Annotated in this window: 17 protein-coding genes and 2 tRNA genes; 10 read left to right on the top strand and 9 right to left on the bottom strand. The window is 42.2% G+C overall.

What is annotated here, in order from left to right:
• Window positions 1–77 precede the first annotated feature (77 nt).
• From bioA to NZ583_05725, 5 genes are read left to right on the top strand one after another with little or no spacing between them, the layout of a single operon-like run.
• A complete protein-coding gene (gene bioA / locus NZ583_05745) occupies window positions 78–1,442 on the top strand; it encodes an adenosylmethionine--8-amino-7-oxononanoate transaminase (GenBank protein ID MCS7281112.1) in 1,365 nt (454 codons plus the stop codon).
• On the top strand, window positions 1,439–1,780 hold the full coding sequence (locus tag NZ583_05740) for a hypothetical protein (protein ID MCS7281111.1): 342 nt from the start codon (window positions 1,439–1,441) through the stop codon (window positions 1,778–1,780). Before bioA ends, NZ583_05740 begins: the two co-directional genes overlap by 4 nt.
• A gap of 12 nt (window positions 1,781–1,792) precedes the next feature.
• The gene (locus NZ583_05735) at window positions 1,793–2,800 is read left to right on the top strand and encodes a DctP family TRAP transporter solute-binding subunit (GenBank protein ID MCS7281110.1); all 1,008 of its coding nucleotides are present in this window, start codon (window positions 1,793–1,795) and stop codon (window positions 2,798–2,800) included.
• 29 nt (window positions 2,801–2,829) lie between these two features.
• Window positions 2,830–3,336, top strand: coding sequence for a TRAP transporter small permease (locus NZ583_05730; protein MCS7281109.1), 507 nt, complete (start codon window positions 2,830–2,832; stop codon window positions 3,334–3,336).
• Window positions 3,337–4,620 (top strand): TRAP transporter large permease, encoded by a 1,284-nt coding sequence (locus NZ583_05725; GenBank protein ID MCS7281108.1) that lies wholly within the window; start codon window positions 3,337–3,339, stop codon window positions 4,618–4,620.
• Here NZ583_05725 and lnt read toward each other — a convergent pair.
• From lnt to NZ583_05705, 4 genes are read right to left on the bottom strand one after another with little or no spacing between them, the layout of a single operon-like run.
• Complete coding sequence (gene lnt, locus NZ583_05720) at window positions 4,591–6,057, bottom strand: apolipoprotein N-acyltransferase (protein ID MCS7281107.1); 1,467 nt, start codon at window positions 6,055–6,057, stop codon at window positions 4,591–4,593. The two genes, NZ583_05725 and lnt, sit on opposite strands and share 30 nt — an antisense overlap.
• Before the next feature lie 31 nt (window positions 6,058–6,088).
• Window positions 6,089–6,577 carry an rRNA maturation RNase YbeY gene (gene ybeY / locus NZ583_05715; protein ID MCS7281106.1) on the bottom strand — a complete coding sequence of 163 codons (489 nt, stop codon included), beginning with the start codon at window positions 6,575–6,577 and terminating at the stop codon, window positions 6,089–6,091.
• Complete coding sequence (locus NZ583_05710) at window positions 6,480–8,183, bottom strand: HDIG domain-containing protein (GenBank protein MCS7281105.1); 1,704 nt, start codon at window positions 8,181–8,183, stop codon at window positions 6,480–6,482. The genes ybeY and NZ583_05710 overlap by 98 nt, the downstream gene beginning before the upstream one ends.
• Entirely contained in the window at window positions 8,158–9,147 is a 990-nt protein-coding gene (locus NZ583_05705; protein ID MCS7281104.1) for a PhoH family protein, read from the bottom strand. Before NZ583_05705 ends, NZ583_05710 begins: the two co-directional genes overlap by 26 nt.
• 110 nt (window positions 9,148–9,257) lie before the next feature.
• On the opposite strand from NZ583_05705, the gene lpxC reads away from it, so the two are divergent.
• Window positions 9,258–10,505 (top strand): UDP-3-O-acyl-N-acetylglucosamine deacetylase, encoded by a 1,248-nt coding sequence (gene lpxC, locus NZ583_05700; protein MCS7281103.1) that lies wholly within the window; start codon window positions 9,258–9,260, stop codon window positions 10,503–10,505.
• Here the strand turns inward: lpxC and mobB are convergent.
• The 5 genes from mobB to NZ583_05675 all read right to left on the bottom strand — a co-directional run bounded on the left by mobB (window position 10,474) and on the right by NZ583_05675 (window position 13,838).
• Window positions 10,474–10,971, bottom strand: a complete 498-nt coding sequence (gene mobB, locus NZ583_05695) for a molybdopterin-guanine dinucleotide biosynthesis protein B (protein ID MCS7281102.1) — start codon at window positions 10,969–10,971, stop codon at window positions 10,474–10,476. The two genes, lpxC and mobB, sit on opposite strands and share 32 nt — an antisense overlap.
• A complete protein-coding gene (locus tag NZ583_05690) occupies window positions 10,964–11,509 on the bottom strand; it encodes an NUDIX hydrolase (protein ID MCS7281101.1) in 546 nt (181 codons plus the stop codon). Before NZ583_05690 ends, mobB begins: the two co-directional genes overlap by 8 nt.
• 25 nt (window positions 11,510–11,534) lie before the next feature.
• A tRNA-Leu gene (locus NZ583_05685) sits at window positions 11,535–11,622 on the bottom strand.
• Between the two features lie 41 nt (window positions 11,623–11,663).
• Window positions 11,664–12,461, bottom strand: coding sequence for a ZIP family metal transporter (locus NZ583_05680; protein MCS7281100.1), 798 nt, complete (start codon window positions 12,459–12,461; stop codon window positions 11,664–11,666).
• An 18-nt stretch (window positions 12,462–12,479) separates the two neighbouring features.
• Window positions 12,480–13,838 carry an FAD-dependent oxidoreductase gene (locus NZ583_05675; protein MCS7281099.1) on the bottom strand — a complete coding sequence of 453 codons (1,359 nt, stop codon included), beginning with the start codon at window positions 13,836–13,838 and terminating at the stop codon, window positions 12,480–12,482.
• 117 nt (window positions 13,839–13,955) lie between these two features.
• Between NZ583_05675 and NZ583_05670 the strand changes: the two genes are divergently transcribed.
• The 4 genes from NZ583_05670 (at window position 13,956) to NZ583_05655 (ending at window position 18,229) form a co-directional block, all read left to right on the top strand.
• Window positions 13,956–14,855, top strand: a complete 900-nt coding sequence (locus NZ583_05670; protein MCS7281098.1) for a phosphatidylglycerol lysyltransferase domain-containing protein — start codon at window positions 13,956–13,958, stop codon at window positions 14,853–14,855.
• A 48-nt stretch (window positions 14,856–14,903) separates the two neighbouring features.
• Window positions 14,904–14,997: transfer RNA gene (locus NZ583_05665), tRNA-Ser, on the top strand.
• A gap of 624 nt (window positions 14,998–15,621) precedes the next feature.
• Window positions 15,622–16,431, top strand: a complete 810-nt coding sequence (locus NZ583_05660) for a TonB-dependent receptor (protein ID MCS7281097.1) — start codon at window positions 15,622–15,624, stop codon at window positions 16,429–16,431.
• 298 nt (window positions 16,432–16,729) lie between these two features.
• A complete protein-coding gene (locus tag NZ583_05655; GenBank protein MCS7281096.1) occupies window positions 16,730–18,229 on the top strand; it encodes an ABC transporter substrate-binding protein in 1,500 nt (499 codons plus the stop codon).
• Window positions 18,230–18,337 lie beyond the last annotated feature (108 nt).

The following is an 18,337-nucleotide window of genomic DNA, read 5'->3' as shown; positions in this document are numbered from 1 at the left end:
AACTTAGATTGTCGAAAATTCGGGTTGACACCTATTCTCGCGAAATTGTAAAAAAGAAAAAAAACTGGGGAGATGGGATGGACGAAAACTTAAAAGAACTGCTTCGAGAGTGGGACAAAAAACACGTCTGGCATCCATTCACACAGATGAAGGAATACGTGGAGAGTGATCCCCTAATAATAGAGAGAGGGGATGGCTTTTACCTAATTGACGTTGATGGCAAAAGATACATAGATGGAACTTCATCCATATGGGTCAACGTCTTCGGGTACACAAGAGAGGAACTCATAAAAGCCATAGTTGAGCAGGCATACAAGCTTCCCCATTCAACTCTGCTCGGCCTTGCAAATATTCCATCGATATTACTAGCTAAGAGGCTTACAGAGTTACTGCCCGAGGGTCTAAATAAAGTCTTTTATTCGGATAATGGCTCAACAGCCGTTGAGGTTGCTTTGAAGATGGCATTCCATTTTTGGCAGCATAAAGGAGAAAAAAAGCGAAGGTCGTTCGTCTGTTTTAGAAACGGCTATCACGGAGACACTCTAGGCGCAGTAAGTGTAGGCGGCATCGACCTATTCCATAAGATTTATAGGCCCCTACTTTTTAAGTCTTACAAGGCGCCTTCGCCTTACTGTTACAGATGTCCTTTGAAGCTGGACAGGTCAAAATGTGCAATGGAGTGTGCCTCAATCTTCGAACATATTGTCATGGAACACAAAGACGAGCTATGTGGCGTCATTATAGAACCTTACGTTCAAGGAGCGGGGGGCATAATAGTCCAGCCGGAGGGTTTTCTGTCAAGGGTTTGGAAGGTGACCAAGGAAAACGACCTTCTCTTTATCGCCGATGAAGTTGCGACAGGATTTGGTAGAACAGGAACACTTTTTGCCTGTGAGAGAGAAGGTGTAAGGCCTGATATTATTTGTCTTGCTAAGGGCATCACAGGAGGTTATCTCCCTCTTGCCGCAACCGTTACAACTGATGAGATATACGAGGCCTTCCTTGGTAGTTATGAAGAATTCAAAACGTTCTTTCACGGCCATACGTACACTGGAAATCCCATAGCCTGTAACCTCGGATTGGCAAATCTAGAACTTTTCGAAAAAGAGAATCTCTTGGAAAAAATCAGAGCCAAAATAGAATTCGCAAGAGGAGAACTAGGGCGGTTTAATGAATTGGCACATGTTGGCGATGTAAGACAGGGTGGAATGATGATAGGAATCGAGCTTGTTCAGACAAAAAAAGACAAAAAATCGTATCCGCCGGAAAGAAAGATGGGGCAAAAGGTTATTCTAAAAGCAAGAGAAATGGGCCTTATAATTAGACCACTTGGAGATGTGGTAGTTATTATGCCTCCCTTAGCGATAGATGAGGAAACGCTAAAAAAAATATTCGACATAGTCTTCGAAAGTATTTATGAGGTTACCGAAAAGGAGGGGTGATAGTTTTGAAGATCGGCAAAATCTTCCTAAAGAACTTAAGAATATTTATAAGTCTAGCAGTGATCTTAAGCCTTTTTCTTTCTGGAATAGCTCAGAAATGTGAGGCAACGGATGTAAAAGAAGGACCAACCGGTGAAAGCATCCTATTTGACCTTTTGGTATTGAGACCTGCTGGCATAACGGCGTGTGCTCTTGGTATTTTGGCATCGATCCTTTCTATCCCTTTTAGTTTGGGAACCCAGGATACGGAATACATTGGAAAGAAGCTAATTCACGAACCATTTGAGTACACATTTTTAAGGCCCCTGGGCCAGATAGAACCTATAATAGATAAATAATGGGGGGAAATCATGAAAAAAGCGTTAATTTCCACCATCTTCGTAATTTTTTGCCTTTTTGTTGGAGTTTCGGGTTTAGAAGCAAAACTTGTCGTCAAATACGGACACGTCGCTCCGCCAGTTCATGGACAGCACCAGGGAACCTTGGCTTTTGCGAAATACGTAAACGAAAAGACGAACGGTGAGGTGGAAGTTCAAGTCTTCCCGCTTGGACAACTGGGCGGAGAAAGATCGATGACGGAACAGGTTCAGGCAGGAACGCTCCATATGACTTCTGTAACCGCTGGGGTCTTGTCGAATTATGTGCCCGAAGTTGCCATAATAGAACTTCCTTTCATATTCCCGACGAGGGAAGTCGCCTACAAGGTCCTGGATGATAAGGAAGTAAAGGAGAGACTTGCAAAATACTGTGATCAGAAAGGTTTTGTTTTTATTGGTTACACGGAAAACGAGTTCAGGGATATTACTAACTCAAAAAGGCCCATAAAGAGACCATCCGATCTCAAGGGACTCAAAATTAGGGTTATCGAAAGCCCGCTCCACATAGAAACATTCAAGGCACTCGGTGCAAATCCAACACCAATGCCTTTCCCCGAGGTGTATAACGCGCTACAGCAGAGAATAATCGACGGTCAGGATAACCCGCTTTATACATCGATCCTCATGAAGTTTACTGAAGTAAACAAGTATGCAACGATAACAAACCATATACTTACGGAGTGCTTGACGGTTGTAAACAAAGCTTTTTGGAATACCCTTACCCCTGATCAGCAAAGGATTTTCAAAGAGGCTGCAGACGTGCAGATAAAGGTGAATAGGGAAGTAAACGCAAAACACAGGGAAGAGGCTGTCGAGAAGGCAAAGGCTCAGAATGTTGAAGTCTACGTCCTAAGCGAAAAGGAAAGGAACGAATTTAAAAAAGCGGTAAAACCTGTTCACGAAAAGTTTAGGACCGTTGTAGGTCCTGAGTGGTACGACTTTTTCGTGAAAAAGATAGAATACTACTCAAAGCGCAGATGAAAAGGGTGTAGCCCTTTTCTTCTCGTAGCATGGGAATTATAAGGAAACTTCAAGCAATCGAGGAAGGCGTCATCGCTTTTCTCATTCTCTTTCTTGCCTTTATTACTTTTTTAGAAACCGTTTTTAGGTACACCATCTCTTTTACCTTCATGTGGTTTAACGAGTTTGCGAACTATACCTTGATATTTATGACTTTTCTCGGGGCTTCACTGGGAGTCAAATACGGAACCCATTTTTCGATGGAAGCCCTAACCGAAAGTCTACCAGATCGGACGGGCCATCTTCTAAAATTGCTTGCCTATATTGTTTCGTCCTTCATATGCTCAGTTTTTGTTTATTACGGACTAACCCATGTTATTCATCTCAAAAAATTCGGGGTCAAAAGTTCTGCCATGCAAATACCGATGTTTCTGCCTTACTTTTCCATCCCAGTCTTTTCTGCCATCATGGCACTTAGATTCTTTTTCCTGTCTGTAAGTCACTTCATCTCATTTTTAAGAAAAGAACCATTAAAGAAATTGACGCGGGAAAGCTAAATGGATTTGAGCATAATACTTCTCTGTTTCTCTCTCTTTCTCGTACTTAGTGTTCCGATAGCGCTTGTTTTAGCGTCAACGACAGCAATCTACCTTGCTTTCCTAACGAAGACCCCTCTCACCTCACTTATTCAGCAACTTTTCAACGGCCTTGACAATTTTGTACTCATTGCGGTTCCCCTCTTCATACTTTCTGGAAATGTAATGGGAGAAGGAAAATTAGCTGAAAAACTCGTTTCAATCATGAATCTTGTGGTGGGAAGATTTACAGGTGGGCTAGCTATTGCTTCAGTACTTTCGTGTGTATTTTTTGCCGCTATCTCCGGTTCCTCTCCGGCAACCGTTATCGCGATAGGTAGCATAATGATGCCGGCCCTGATTAAGGCTGGCTACGACGAAAAATTTTCAATAGGGCTTTTAACATCCGCAGGATCGTTGGGAATTCTAATACCTCCCAGTATACCTATGATACTTTATGCTCTAGTTATGCATGTTTCGGTTGCCGAGATCTTCCTTGCGGGGTTCCTTCCTGGTTTTTTTATCGGCACCTGCCTTATGGTTTACTCATACATCCTATCTAGAATCAACGGGTGGGGAACTCAAAAAAATTACAGTTTAAATGAGGCAAAAAGGATATTAAAAGAGGGAATTTGGGCACTTCTCCTTCCCTTTCTCGTACTTGGCGGGATTTACGGAGGTGTCTTTACACCCACTGAAGCAGCGGCCGTCTCCGCTATCTATGCCATATTTGTTGAAATGTTTATATATAAGGAGCTTACATTTGGAAAGATAGTAAAGATAGCAAAAAACTCTGCCATCCTTTCTGGTTGCCTTCTCTTTATTCTCTCATGCGCAATGACCTTCGTTTGGCTTTTAACGATTGAGCAGATACCCCAGAGGCTTGCAGAGCTCATAGTTTCGTACATTCAAGCCAAGTGGCTTTTCCTTTTGGCGATAAATGCACTTCTAATCGTGATCGGCAGTTTCATGGATATAGTGACAGCAGTGATCGTTATTTCCCCGATCCTTTTGGAGACTTTAAAGGCGTTCAATATAGACCCGGTCCATTTCGGCATAGTGATGATAGTAAACATAGAGTGCGGATTTCTGACACCTCCTTTTGGGCTAAACTTATTCGTATCGATGGCGATCATGAAAAAAAGCCTTGTGGAAGTATCGAAAATGGTATTTCCCTACCTTCTCATCTTCATAGGGTGCCTTTTCGTCATGACCTACATTCCTCAAATATCGCTTCTACTTCCAGAGGTATTTATGAGAAAGTGATCTAAAAGCAACTGTGATAAAAAGTGCAAAAGCGACGAGAGCTATGAACCAGTCCCCATACTTCACATAGAACGTCTCTCCTTTCCTTAGAGAAATTTTGGATGTAAGGATCTCCTCCGTGAACAAAGAAGTCTTAGATATGACTCTTCCTTTGGGATCTATTACCGCGCTTATCCCTGTATTTGCGGATCTTACTACGAACCTATCTGTTTCAATGGCTCGAAAAATGTAAAAAGCAAAATGCTGGTAGGGAGCAGAGCTTCTGTCGTACCAGGCATCGTTAGTTAGGTTTATAAGGATTTCGGCTCCCTCGATCACAGTCTTTCTCGATATCTGGGGAAAGATCCCTTCGTAACAGATAAGAACGCCGATTCTGCCAAATCCAGGTAACAGTAGGGGCTCGTGGCTCTTTCCTGGGCTAAAATCCTCGCCTGCTACGCTAATTTTCTCAAGGAAAGGAAAGTATTCTATAAGGGGTGTATATTCTCCGAATGGTACCAAATGGACTTTCCTGTAAATACCGATGACTTTTCCATAGGAATCGAAAAGAAAAGCTGAGTTGTAAAGTTTTTTCGTCTCATCCCTTGAGAGGGCTCCCACAAGGAGGGGAACGTTAAGGATTCGCACAAACTTCGAAAACTCGTCTACCATCAAACCTCCTTCCTCAAGGGTAAAAGGCAGTGCTGTCTCGGGCCAGACTATAAGGTTACTTTCTTGCGGTACACCCAACGTTATCGATATATGTTTTTTTAAAGTTTCCAATTTATACTCATCAGTCCATTTAACATCTTGACGTATGGATGCCTGAATTACCGAAACAATTTTTGTGCTTTTCATTTCTTCATCCGAAATTAGCCTTATAAGACCATAAAAAATCGTAACGACAACGAGCATAGTAACAAAGACAGAAAAAAAGAACTCCGCCTTGGATTTTAAATTTCTAGTCAAAAGTAGAAAGAGCAGGCAGTTAATCGATACTATGACATAAGAAACGTAGTAAGGACCCGCAAAGGAGCATATTTGAATAAAGGGAAGAAAATTGTATTGAGAGTAGGCCAAAAGCGACCACGGAAAACCAGTGAGCATATAGGTCCTCAAATACTCTAAAAGTGTCCAGAAAAAAGGTGCAGAAAAATAAACAGGTATTCGGAGTACTGACTCCGTGAGGCTTGATATGTAGGTAAACGCACCAACATACAAAGCCAGATAGGTTGAGAGTAGAAGCATACAGGCCATACTCGATAGAAGATTTATTCCACCGTACTTTGTCATTGCAATCACGACCCAATAGAGGAGCCCAATGTAGGCAACGATTCCAGATTTGAGACCGAAAAAAAAATCAGCTTTCGACCCGTCCCGTCTCATTGAGTAAAAAAGGGGAACGAGACAAAAATAAGCAAGAAAGAAAAAAGGAAAAGGCGGTTGTGAAAGGACCATCAAAAGTCCGGAAGAAAAAGGGAAAAGAAAATCAGGACTTAAACTTCGATTTCTCAGAATCCGGAATTTGTCCATAGATTGATGTTGATTTTAAAAGATTCATAAGCTTTTTCTCCATATACCTCATCCTTCGCCTTTCTCTTTCGCTCTCTTCATGGTCGTAACCGATTATGTGCAAAATGCCGTGAATTATAAGTTCAAAAAGTCGCTGATAGAAGGGAATGTTTGCGCCTTCTGCCTCTTTGGCAGCTCTCTCTAGAGAGATTATTATGTCTCCCATAATATTCTGAGTGAAAAGCAAATCTTCTTGTTTGAGATACGAAAAAGAAATGACGTTTGTTGGCCGATCCCTCTTTAGGAACCTTCTATTGAATTCTTTTATACCCTCGTCATCCGTAAAAAGAATGTTAAGTGTCTTATCGCTAAGTCCTAAAAAGGCTAATAACTCTTCCGTTACCCTTCTTATTAGCCTTTTGTCCGTTTTTAGTCTTTTCTGCCTGTCTTGCAGTACCACTGGCATAGTCTTTCCTGTCCGGATATTCAATACGGTGGTGGAACATGGCTGTAAGAATGTTTGTGAAGCTTTTTTGTATCGCGTGGAGATCCTTAAGAGTCAATTCACACTCATCGAGCTGCCCGTCCAGGAATATCTCCTCTATTATCTTTTGGACGTGCGACTCTATCCTTTTAGGCGTTGGATCTTCCAAAACCCTACTCGATGCCTCAACCTGGTCGGCAAGCATCACTATCCCAGCCTCCTTTGTCTGGGGCTTTGGTCCGGGATATCGAAAGTCTTTTTCTTCTACGATCTGTATCGAAGGATCTTCCCGTTCTTTAGCCCTGTTGTAGAAAAAGGCGCATAAGCTTTTACCGTGATGCTGATGAATTATGTCCCGTATCTTTTTTCCAAGCTTATACTTTTCTGCAAGTTCGACACCTTCTTTAACGTGGGATAAGATGATAAGGGCGCTCATGTTCGGGGTCAGATTTTTATGCGCATCCTCAAAACCTTTTCTATTTTCGACGTAGTAGTGGGGCATCTTTAACTTTCCTATATCGTGGTAATAAGCTCCAACCCTAGCAAGTAGAGGATGGGCACCGATACTTTCCGCAGCTGCTTTACAGAGGTTTCCCACTATTATGCTGTGATGATACGTCCCTGGAGCATTCACCATCATCTGTTCGAGGAGGGGATGTTCGAGATTTGCAAGCTCCAGGAGCTTTATGTCTGTTGTGTAATCGAAGAGGTTCTCTATGATAGGTAGAAGACCGAGGGCTAAGAAACTGCTCACTATGCCGGATAAGAAGACAAAACCTATCCTGTAAATTATATTTTCAGTGCCGACTCCAGTGATACCCGCAAAGAGAAGGACAAAGAGATTTGCGATGATAGAAGAATAAAGACCTGCCTTTAAAATCGTGTTTCTGCTTTCACACTGTCTTGAGAAATAGCTTGCAAGAATGGATGAGACTAATACATGGACGGAAAAGTGGAACTCGTAGGTCATAAGGATAGTTATGGCCGTAAGTATGGACGAAAAGACAAAAGCCGCTTCTGAAAATAGGGCTATCCTTAAGAGCATCCCATAGAGGAATACAGGTGCGAAGTAAAGAAGATCCGTTTTAAATCGAGGTGAAATAGAATCTGAGAGTGCCCAAACGGCTTTTATGGTGGAAAGCACAAAGAGTGTGAGAGATAAAGCAAAGATGAGGTCTTTTTCAGTGATCTGGTACTTTTTTATGTTCTTTTCTGCAAATTCGTGGATAATGGTTGTGAAAAAAAAGACAAAAAGAAGGAAGAATAAAGGTTTTAACAAAGTCCTTGGCCGTTCTTTTTCTTTGCTTCTTAAGGCATTCAGTTTCTTTAAATGTTCCGTGCTTACCCTTTCCCCCTCCCTTATGACCATCTCGTCCTTTTTTAGGGTCAGCGAAAGTTCGGGAACGTATGTCTCCTGTTTTGCTTTTATGTTTTTTTTGGCGATATCACCCTCCTTATACTCCGGAACTGAGAGAGGAATCTCCGCCGTAAATAGGAGGGCTGCAAAAAGGGAAAATACGAAAAAGATGAGAATCTTTTTTATTAAAACGGACGAGGGAGGCCTATCCTTTCCGTTCTGAGCGTTCATTACTGCTATTCGCCTTCCTTTTCTCGTACGCCTTGATTATTTTCCTTACAAGCGGATGTCTTACAACGTCTCTTTCGGTAAAGTAAACGAAGCGTATTCCTTTTATCCCTTTAAGTATCGTTTGAATCTCAACCAGACCGCTTAGTTTTTTGTCGGGAAGATCTATCTGAGTAACGTCTCCGGTTATAACTGTCTTAGAAGAGAAACCGAGCCTTGTAAGAAACATCTTCATCTGGTCGGAGAGGGTGTTCTGAGCCTCATCGAGAATTATGAATGCGTCATTTAAAGTTCTTCCGCGCATAAAGGCCAAAGGAGCGATTTCTATGACCCCCTTTTCTATAAGTCTCGACGCTCTTTCGAACTCAACCATGTCGTATAAGGCGTCGTAGAGGGGGCGCAAGTAAGGGTTAACCTTATCGTACATGGTCCCGGGTAAGAAACCGAGTTTTTCTCCGGCCTCAATTGCCGGTCTTGTAAGTACAATCTTGGATACCTCTTTTCCGAAGTAAAAGTTGAGTGCCATGGCCATGGCAAGATAAGTCTTTCCAGTACCAGCAGGACCTATAGCTATTACTATGTCGTGTTTTTTTATGGCATCGATGTACTCCCTTTGGTTCTTAGACCTCGGCGTTATAATCTTCCTTGTGGGCTGGATAATTATCTGATCTTCAGCAAGCCCATATCTCGTTCCCGTTACAGTATAGACAACCTCATCTATATCGTCCAAACTGACATGATACCCTTTTTTCACCCTCTCGTGTAGCTCTTTAAGCACTATGTTTGTAGTCTCAACGTCCTTTTTGTTTCCTGTGATTGTTAAGTAATTTCCACGGACATTCGCCTTTATGTTGAAATGCTTACGGAGGTACTTTATGTTTTCATCGCGGGGACCAAAGAGATTACGGGCAGTATCTATATCTTCAAAAGAGATCCTCAGGAAACCTTCCTCAATCGTGCCGTCCAATAAACCTTTTATCCTCCCTCGACTGCGATATTATTTATACCATAAACGGGTAACCGAATGCCAATTCCAAAAATCTTGTTAAACCTCCAGGCGTTATTTAAAATAATGCTATGCAAAAGATTCTCATAATTGACGACGAAAAAGACATACTTGAAAGTCTTTCCTCGATATTAGAGGATGAGGGCTTTTCAGTTTTAAAAGCGGAGGACGGAAAGAAAGGGATTGCCGTTTATGAAAGGGAAAATCCAGATCTCGTGATACTGGATATTTGGATGCCGGAGATGGATGGGATAGAGGTGCTAAAGAGGATTAAGAGGGTAAATAAGGAAGCTAAGGTTGTCGTTATATCCGGGCACGGTAATATCTCAACAGCCGTAGAGGCTGTTAAGAAAGGAGCGATAGACTTCCTCGAAAAGCCTTTATCCTTGGAAAAAGTGCTTGAGGTTATAGGGAGGTGTCTTAGCGATTCAAAGGAGACTCCGCTTAAGGAAACGTCCTTCGAAATGAAGTCCATCCTTACAGGCGAAAGAACCTTCATTCAAAAGACAATAGGCAAAAGCATAGTGCTTTACGGTCACGGTTTACACACAGGAGTGAAAACCGGGATGATTCTTCTTCCCATGCCTGAAAACACAGGCATAATATTTGAACATGTGCCAGATGGGGAGAGGATACCTGCCTTTATCGATCACGTATACTCTATCGGTTACGCTTCTTCTCTTAAAGGAAGAAACTGTATAGTAAGGACCATAGAACATCTCATGGCGAGCTGTCATATGTTCGGCATTACAAACCTATTAGTTAAGGTTTCCGAAGAGGTCCCTATTCTTGATGGTTCTGCTGCTCAAATATGCGAAAAGTTTCAGGAAGCTGGGATTGTAGAACAATCCGCCCATGTAGAACCGATAGTAGTAAAGGAACCTTTCGTACTCGATAACTTGCCGCAAAGGAAATACCTATCGATAGAGCCGTCCGATGAACTTATTGTAGATTTTACCATCGAGAGCCGTCCCCCTATAAACTATCAGAATTACGTCTTCAAAGGGGGGCTTGACGAATTCGTAAAAGAGATAGCACCGTCAAGGACTTACGGTTTTCTAAGTGACTTTGAGATGCTTTCGAGGATGGGTTTTGGGGAGGGAGGAAGGATAAACAACGTGATCCTTTTAGATGGAGAAAAGGTCATAAATACTAAGCTAAGATACGAGGATGAATTTGTAAGGCACAAAATCCTCGATCTACTAGGTGACCTTTACCTTCTCAATAGACCAGTCATAGGAAAAATAACGGCAAGACACACCGGACACTTAGAAAACATAGCTTTAGTCAAGGAGCTAAAGAGAATTTACGGATTATAAAATCGAGAACCCTTTCTACGTCATCTGGTCCAAAAACCGGAAGATCGGTATCGAGTTTCTCTTTAGCCACAACTGCCAAAATATAGGGATCTTCTTTAAAGAGGGCTCCTTCCTTTTCGGAGTAAACCTCTATCTTTGGAAATTTCGAACCTTTGAAACCCTCCGCAAGAACGATATCCACATCACCTAAAAAATCATCGACGATTTTTTCGAGGGAAAGTTCTCGTTCCGTCTTTTTTGTGACTAAAAGAAACTTATCGGAGACTAAAAGTACCGGATCAGCTCCTGCATTTGCAAGCCTTTGGGTGTCTTTATCTTCGTTCTCTAACGAGTGATGCGTATGCTTGACCGCTCCCACTTTTAGGCCTTTCTCTTTTGCGGCTCGAATTAGTTTTTCTAGAAACGTAGTTTTTCCACTCTTTGACCAACCAACGATGGCAAGGATTGGGATAGTCCGATTAGGCATTCTCGGGGTATTTAAGGAAGTAAAAACAGAAAGCTGCAACCACAAGTGCGTGATTTATTGTTCCTTTCATTATGAGTTGAGGTATGTCTTTTAAGGGCACAAGGACTACTTCTATGTCCTCATTGGGGTCCAAATTCTTTTTGCCAACCTCTTTCACGTTTTTTACGAGAAACGTACTACACTCATTGTCAAATAAGGCAGGATTTGGGTTAACAGAGCCAAGAAATTCGACATAGTCTCCCGAATAACCAGTCTCCTCCAGTAACTCTCTTTTTGCCGCTTCTTCAGGAGTTTCGTTATCCACAAGTCCTCCGGGAATCTCTAAGCAGAAGCTTTGAGATCCAAACCTAAACTGCCTTATCATTACAACCTTTCTGTCTTCTGTGAGTGGGATTACGTTGACCCAGGGGGGAGTGTGGATTGTGTAAAATTGAGAGACCTTTCCTGTCCTGGGGCATAAGGCATTCTGTACACCTACTTTGAAGATTTTGAAGTCGGAAGCCATGTAAGAGTCTAAAATTTCCCATTCTCTTAGCATATCTTAAGATCTCCAATAAAAATTGTGCCTGGGACGAGAGTCGAACTCGTACAGAGCAACGGGGCTCCGAGGGATTTTAAGTCCCTTGCGTCTACCAGTTCCGCCACCCAGGCACTTAAGGAGTTATTTATAACAATTTCAGCGGCCTGTCAAATTATCCAAGGCTGAGATCTAGAATCATCATAAGTAGAAATCCTGTCATAAAGCCAAGAGTCGGTATATCTGTATTTCCGCCACTTTGGGACTCTGGTATAAGGTCCTCAATGACCACATAAATCATTGTTCCTGCGGCAAAGCCCATAACGTAGGGAAGGGCAGAAGAGAAAAAAGATGTCGCAATTGCTCCAATTAGAGCAAAGACCGGTTCCACCGCACCTGAAAACTGTCCGTAAAGAAAGGATCGAAAATTGGAAAGCCCGCTTTTTCTTAAAGGAAATGTAACTGCCATCCCTTCGGGCAAATTCTGTAGTCCAATTCCAAACGCCAAGGCGTAAGGAGAATAATGACTTAGATTTGAAGGATCCAGGAAGGATGCGGCGTAGGAAACACCTATCGCTAGACCCTCGGGAATATTGTGGAGAGTCATGGCAAGAAAGAGCAAGGTATACTTTTTTAGATCGACTCTCAATCCTTCATAGGAACCTTCTTTGAAATACGGATGGATATGGGGTAAAAAATAATCGACGATTCTCAAAAAGAAAACCCCTATTACGAATCCCAAAGAGACAGGAAGCCACTTGAACTCATGGAAAGTCTCACTCATCTCAAGAGCAGGGAGGATGAGGGACCAGAAACTAGCAGAAGTCATAACACCAGCTGCAAATCCGAGCGTAAGATAGTTTAGTTTAGTCGGCGCACTTTTAAACAAAAAAACAGTCGATGCACCAAGTGCCGTAAGAGCCCATGTCATAACACCAGCTAAAAAGGCGGGAACTACAGGTCCATATTCCATTTTAAAGACATTTATCGGTTAAAGTCTTTTTATGGCCTCGTTTGCCGCAATTAGAATTGGGTCCCAGACGGTCGCAAAAGGCGGAGCATACCCCAGGTCAATTGAGGCCACATCATGAACAGTCATGCGATTATGTATACAGCTTGCTAATGTGTCTATCCGTAGTGCGACACCTTCTTCTCCTACCATCTGCGCACCAAGAAGAAGTCCTGTTTTCTTATCGACTATGTAAGTTATTCTGATGGTCTTTCCCGCGGGGTAAGCTCTGCTTCTCGAGCTTCCAGTTATTGTAACTTTTATGAAATCGATCCCCTCTCTTTGGGCCTCAATTGATGATATTCCAGTCCTTGCCACTTCAAGTTCAAACACTTTGGTCATGGCTGTACCTAAAACTCCCTTAAAAAGGCTTCTTTTTCCTGATGCATTTTCACCGGCTATCCTTCCTTGCCTATTTGCTGTCGTTCCAAGAGGGATGTACACTTTCTTCCCTGTTACCAAATGGAAAGATTCGGCGCAGTCACCCGCAGCGAATACGTTTTCGATATTGGTTCTTGTGTTTTCATCGACAGCTATAGCGTTGGCCGTCCCGAGTGTTATACCAGCCCTTAGGGCTATTTCGGAATTGGGCTTGACCCCTATGGCAAGAATGACCATATCCGTCAGAATCTCCTCGGCATCAGTGATGACGCTGGTTACTCTTTTATTCATAGTTCCAAAACCAAAAAGGCTGGTGTTCTTAAGAATGCGCACGTTATGCTTTTTAAGAATCTCCTCAACAGATTGAGTTATCTCTTCCTCCATTGTGCCCAAAATTCTGTCCATCTTTTCGACGATCGTAACATTGATCCCCCTTTTCCTTAAACTTTCAGACATCTCAATCCCAATATAGCCTCCGCCCACAATCACCGCATCTTTTGGCCTTGTTTTTTCTATAAACTCTTTTATCATAAGCCCGTCTTTGAGCGTTCTGATCGTAAATATGCCCTCTGAATCTATTCCAGGCACATCCGGTCTTATTGGCGAGGCACCTAGAGCGAGCACAAGGGTGTCGAAACCGTACTCTTCCTCTTTTCCGTCGTTGTGATCTTTAACCGAGACTTTACCTTTTTCCACATCTATATCTATGACCTCCTTGTGAAGTAGGACCTTAATACCCCTTTCTTTTTCGGCTACATCTGGAGTTAGGACTATGAGCTGTTCGAAATCCTTTACGTCCCCAGAGATAAAGTAGGGAAGGCTACAAGTGGCATAAGAAATATAGCCATCCTTCTCTAAAACGATAACCTCCGCACTTTTGTTTATCCTTTTTGCTGCGGAAGCCGCACTCATTCCTGCGGCATTTCCGCCCACAACGATAATTCTTTGGCTCCTTTCCATACTATCCTCCATAAGTCTTGCAGTGTAAAAGATATTATGCCAAATTTCTTGTGAGCACAAAACAATTTTAATCCGGGACTTTTAAACTTTCTGAGAAAAGATTATCAGGGAGCTTACGTGGTCCCAGTATTTCCAAACTTCAAGGAGATAACAATAGATGATAGAGTTCACATTGAGAGGATAATCAGGGCCTATAGGCCCACAACATCAGAATGGACATTCACGAACCTCTTTATGTGGAGAAAATACTATGGACTTAGGTGGGCGGTAGTCGATGAGACCCTTTTTTGCGTTTGTGAGGCGGATCCTAAAAGAGTCTATGGCTTCCAGCCTATCGGTGTAAGAGATAGAAAGACCTTGTTTGCCTTCATTGAATGGCTAAAACGAAAAACTTCGTCGAAGAAAGCGATAATAGAAAGGGCCGATATGAGATTCGTGAAAGAGATTCTCGGGACTCAAAATGTTTCGGTGTTTCCTCAAAGGGACCACTTCGATTACGTTTATTCGAGGGACGATTTAGCCTATCTCAGAGGGAAAAGGTACCGAATCCCAAGAAACCATATAAATAGGCTTTTGAGGATTTACCCTCTCGAATTCCAGATTCTGGAAAGGGATCACATGGAAGGCTGTATCGAAGTACACAGAAGGTGGGTAGAAAAGAAAAAAGACCCAAAAGACAAAAGCCTTGTTGCGGAGTTTGAGGCCGTCTGCGAGCTCTTTGACAATTATGAGAAATTGAATCTAATTGGAGGAGTAATTTTACTCGGAAAAAAGGTAGTTGCTTTTTCCATAGGCGAGATGTTAAACGACACGACCATGGTCGTCCATGTTGAAAAAGCAGACCCTGAATACCCGGGTCTTTTCAGTCTCATAAATCAGAAGTTCAGTGAAATTTGCGCAAAAGACGCAATTTACATCAATAGAGAGCAGGATCTTGGTATACCGGGACTACGAAGGGCAAAGATCTCTTACCACCCCCACCACTTGGAAGAAAAATTTCGAATTGAGATAGAATGAAACCGAGGCTTGTAAGATAAAAATGGCATATGTTATAAAAATGATGGTGGAGAGATGTCCGAGCGGCCGAAGGAGCACGACTGGAAATCGTGTGTTCCGCTAAAAAGCGGAACCGAGGGTTCAAATCCCTCTCTCTCCGCCAGAAGTGCTGACTTGCTTTTTCCTTTCGTAGATGGTTTGTATTTCAGAAAAGATCTTCTCTGCCCACTTTATCTACAAGAGGACTGATTCCTTCCCTTGAATAGAGTTTAAACAGAAAAATTTTGGAGAGTTTCTTTCAGATGAAGGTTCAAAGATCCTTAAGGTTGCCAGTTATTACTAATCCATGCCTTGTGCCAATTGTATCGAGGTACCGGCACACTCAAATGTGTGGTGCTACATAAGTTCAGTTTTCTTTTCTGACTGATGGAACGATAAGAAACTGAGACCTGCTAGATACTTGGAGATAGATCTTCCTGTGGGAAAATTTTTGAAAAGTTCTACGGGGTACAAGTTGCTTCCTGGGTAGCTCATTTTGGAGTAAAAAAGCGAACCATCTGAGTATTGATAGAGGGGAAAAGTTTTTCTATCGATTTTCGCTTTCTCTAACTTGGTGAATGATGGGGGTTAAATCTCAAGGAAAGACCGAAAGATTGAAACGTTAAAGAAGGGAAGTTGGTGAAGGAGAAAGATCGTTAATTTTCTTTTGGGATACGAGCACGGACTAAAAAATGGATTAGCAGAAATCAGAATCTGGAAAAATTTTGCTGAGAGGAAGGCTTGAAATATGAGAATAGCTCGAGGACGGATCTTTCATAAAAAATGGTACGACGATAAGTCCTATGGATCAGATGGTTCAATACGATACACTCTAGGCACCCATGAAATGAGATTTGGATTCGACTACACTAGATTCAAAGACGACGGAGCCAAGCGGCTCCACAAAGACACTAGAGGACCTCTCAGGGAACCGAACTACGTAAACTCCGAAACCTTTGGTCTTTATGTCGTAGATGAGATTCAAATAACTCCCAAATTAATGATAAGTCCGGCCATACGATACGTAAGTTACGATGGAAATGCAGGGCCTTCCGGAAAAAAAGAAAGGATAAAGGATATAGAGATGGAAGGTCTTTCCCCATCGGTTAGACTTACTTACAGTCTTACACCTAGATCCCTTCTTTACCTTACTGTGGCGCAGGTTCTAAGGGTCCCTACCCCGCCCGAACATTACTGGCATTTTTCTCCCGATGCTGGAGTTTATACTGGAGATCTCCCACTTAAAAAGGAGCACGGATTTTTAATTCAGGCAGGATGGAAGAGTCAGCTACCCTCTAAAACCTCAGTGGAGGTGCATCCATATTACTACAGGGTTAAAAACTACATCCACTTCGATCTCATAAACTACGTTTCTTACAACATCCCGAAAGCTACTCTTTATGGTTGTGAGATTGAGGTTGCACAAGAGTTCAAAAAAGGATTTTCAGCCTTTGGGAACTATAGTTTTCAGAGAAGTCATACAGAGGACGACCCTTTAACGCGAAAATTCCTGGATCCTAGGGATAGGGACTTTGACGAGATCCCAACTCTACCCTAACACAAACTCAACCTAGGATTGCAGTACAAGGGTGAAAAAGGTGAAAGAATAAGGCTCTATGGAAGGCTTGTCTCTTCCCAAAAGGTCATATACAACAATAATACTATTCCTAATCCTAATCTTAGAGTAAGAACTCAAGGTTCATACTTTACACTCGATTTGGAAGCGAGTTTTCCTCTGACCAGAAATATACAATTTTGGGCTACTTGCATAACGTTTTTAACGAAAAGTACCAAGAGAGGTTTGGATATCCTGCAGCGGGAAGGAACTGGGGCATTGGACTTAGAGGGAACTTTTGATGAAAAGGGTAACTCTCTTTGGGCTTATATGTCTTTGTATTCTCCCATCTATAACTGAGGGAAAAAGTGCTTATGAGATCCTATGTGCACTAGATTCTGAGCCCATAACGATTAACCCCTTCTTCCTTACGGATCTTAACTCTCACATGATTTCCAATCTCATTTATAGAGGGCTTACCTCCATAGATAACTCGGGCCAACCAGTCCCGGAGCTTGCCTACTCATGGGAGGTAAAGGACAAAGGAAGGATGGTAATATTCAGGCTAAAGGATAACGTTTACTGGCACGATGGAAAAAGATTTAGCTCAGAGGATGTGATTTTCACCTACGAACTTTTGAGTTCTTTACAAGTTCCATCTCCAAAAAAGGGTTCGCTTGGTCCAGTAAAAGAAATAAGAGCTCAAGATCCCAAAACAGTGATTGTCACGTATTATGAGCCCTTCGGTTCTGCTTTCAAAAGCTGGACAATCGGTATTTTGCCCAAGCACTTAAAAGATAGCGTTCTTCATCATGCTTCAGATAGGACTCCGATAGGTACAGGCCCTTATAGACTCGTAAAATGGCGAAGGGGCGAGTTTATGGAGTTTGAGAGTTTTTCAAGGTTTTACGGAAAACTACCTAACATTAAAAAAATAAAGCTCAAGTTTATTCCGGATCCAGCGATCCGCTATTTAGAGTTAAAAACAGGAAGACTTCATGCGGCGGAAGTACCTCTGTCTTTTGCTTTAGATAATCCGAAAGAAAACCTGAACAAATACCAGTTTGAATCGTTCCGCTACACTTGCCTAGGCTTTAACTTATCGAACCCACTTTTTGCTAACGAGAAATTCAGAAAGGCAATAGCTTACGCTATAAACAAAGAGGAAATTATAAGCGTGGTCCTCTTAGGGAAGGGCAGGATCTCTTTGGGGCCTTATCCGAGGAATGTATGGTATTACGACGATAGTGTCAAACCTATCCCTTACGATCCAGAAACCGCAAAGAAGATTTTTAAAACGATGAACTTAGAAAAGGTGGAATTCAGTATTTCTGTAAACGTAGAAAATAAGGAGGCTCAAAGGGTTGCAGAGCTAATTGTGGAACAACTAAAAAAGATTGGAGTAAGAGTAAAAATAAGGTTATTCGATTGGCAGACCTTAAGGCACGGAATGCTTGAAGAAAAGGAGTTCGATTCGGTGATCCTCTCGAGAGCCTATCTCTGGGACCCTGATATTTTCGATCTCTGGCATTCATCAAAAGCTACAAAAGGTGGCTGGAACCTTTTTTCATTCAGGGACAGGGAGGTCGATAAACTCTTGGAAGAAGGACGAAGAACCTTTGACAGGTCAAAAAGAGCCCAAATCTACAAAAAAGTCCAAAGACTCCTATACGAAAAGCAGGCCTGCCTTTTCCTCTATGAAACCCCTCTTCTCTTTTTAGCCAGTAAAAAACTAAAAGGAATCGAACCTAGTCCCCACGGATTTTTACATGGAATCGAGAATTGGAGAATCCAAGATTAGATTTGACTCTCTCTCTTTACGATTGCGGTTAACATAGACCCGAAAAAGAACCTTTTTAAGGTATATCCTTTCGGTAAAGCCTTTTAACTTTAAAATCGGATCTATCTT

It is taken from the genome of Thermodesulfobacteriota bacterium (assembly GCA_025062045.1).
Classification (GTDB): Bacteria; Desulfobacterota; Syntrophorhabdia; order Syntrophorhabdales; family JANXAF01; genus JANXAF01.
Note: the sequence above shows the minus strand (reverse complement) of the source record. Positions and strands in the feature narration are given on the sequence as shown.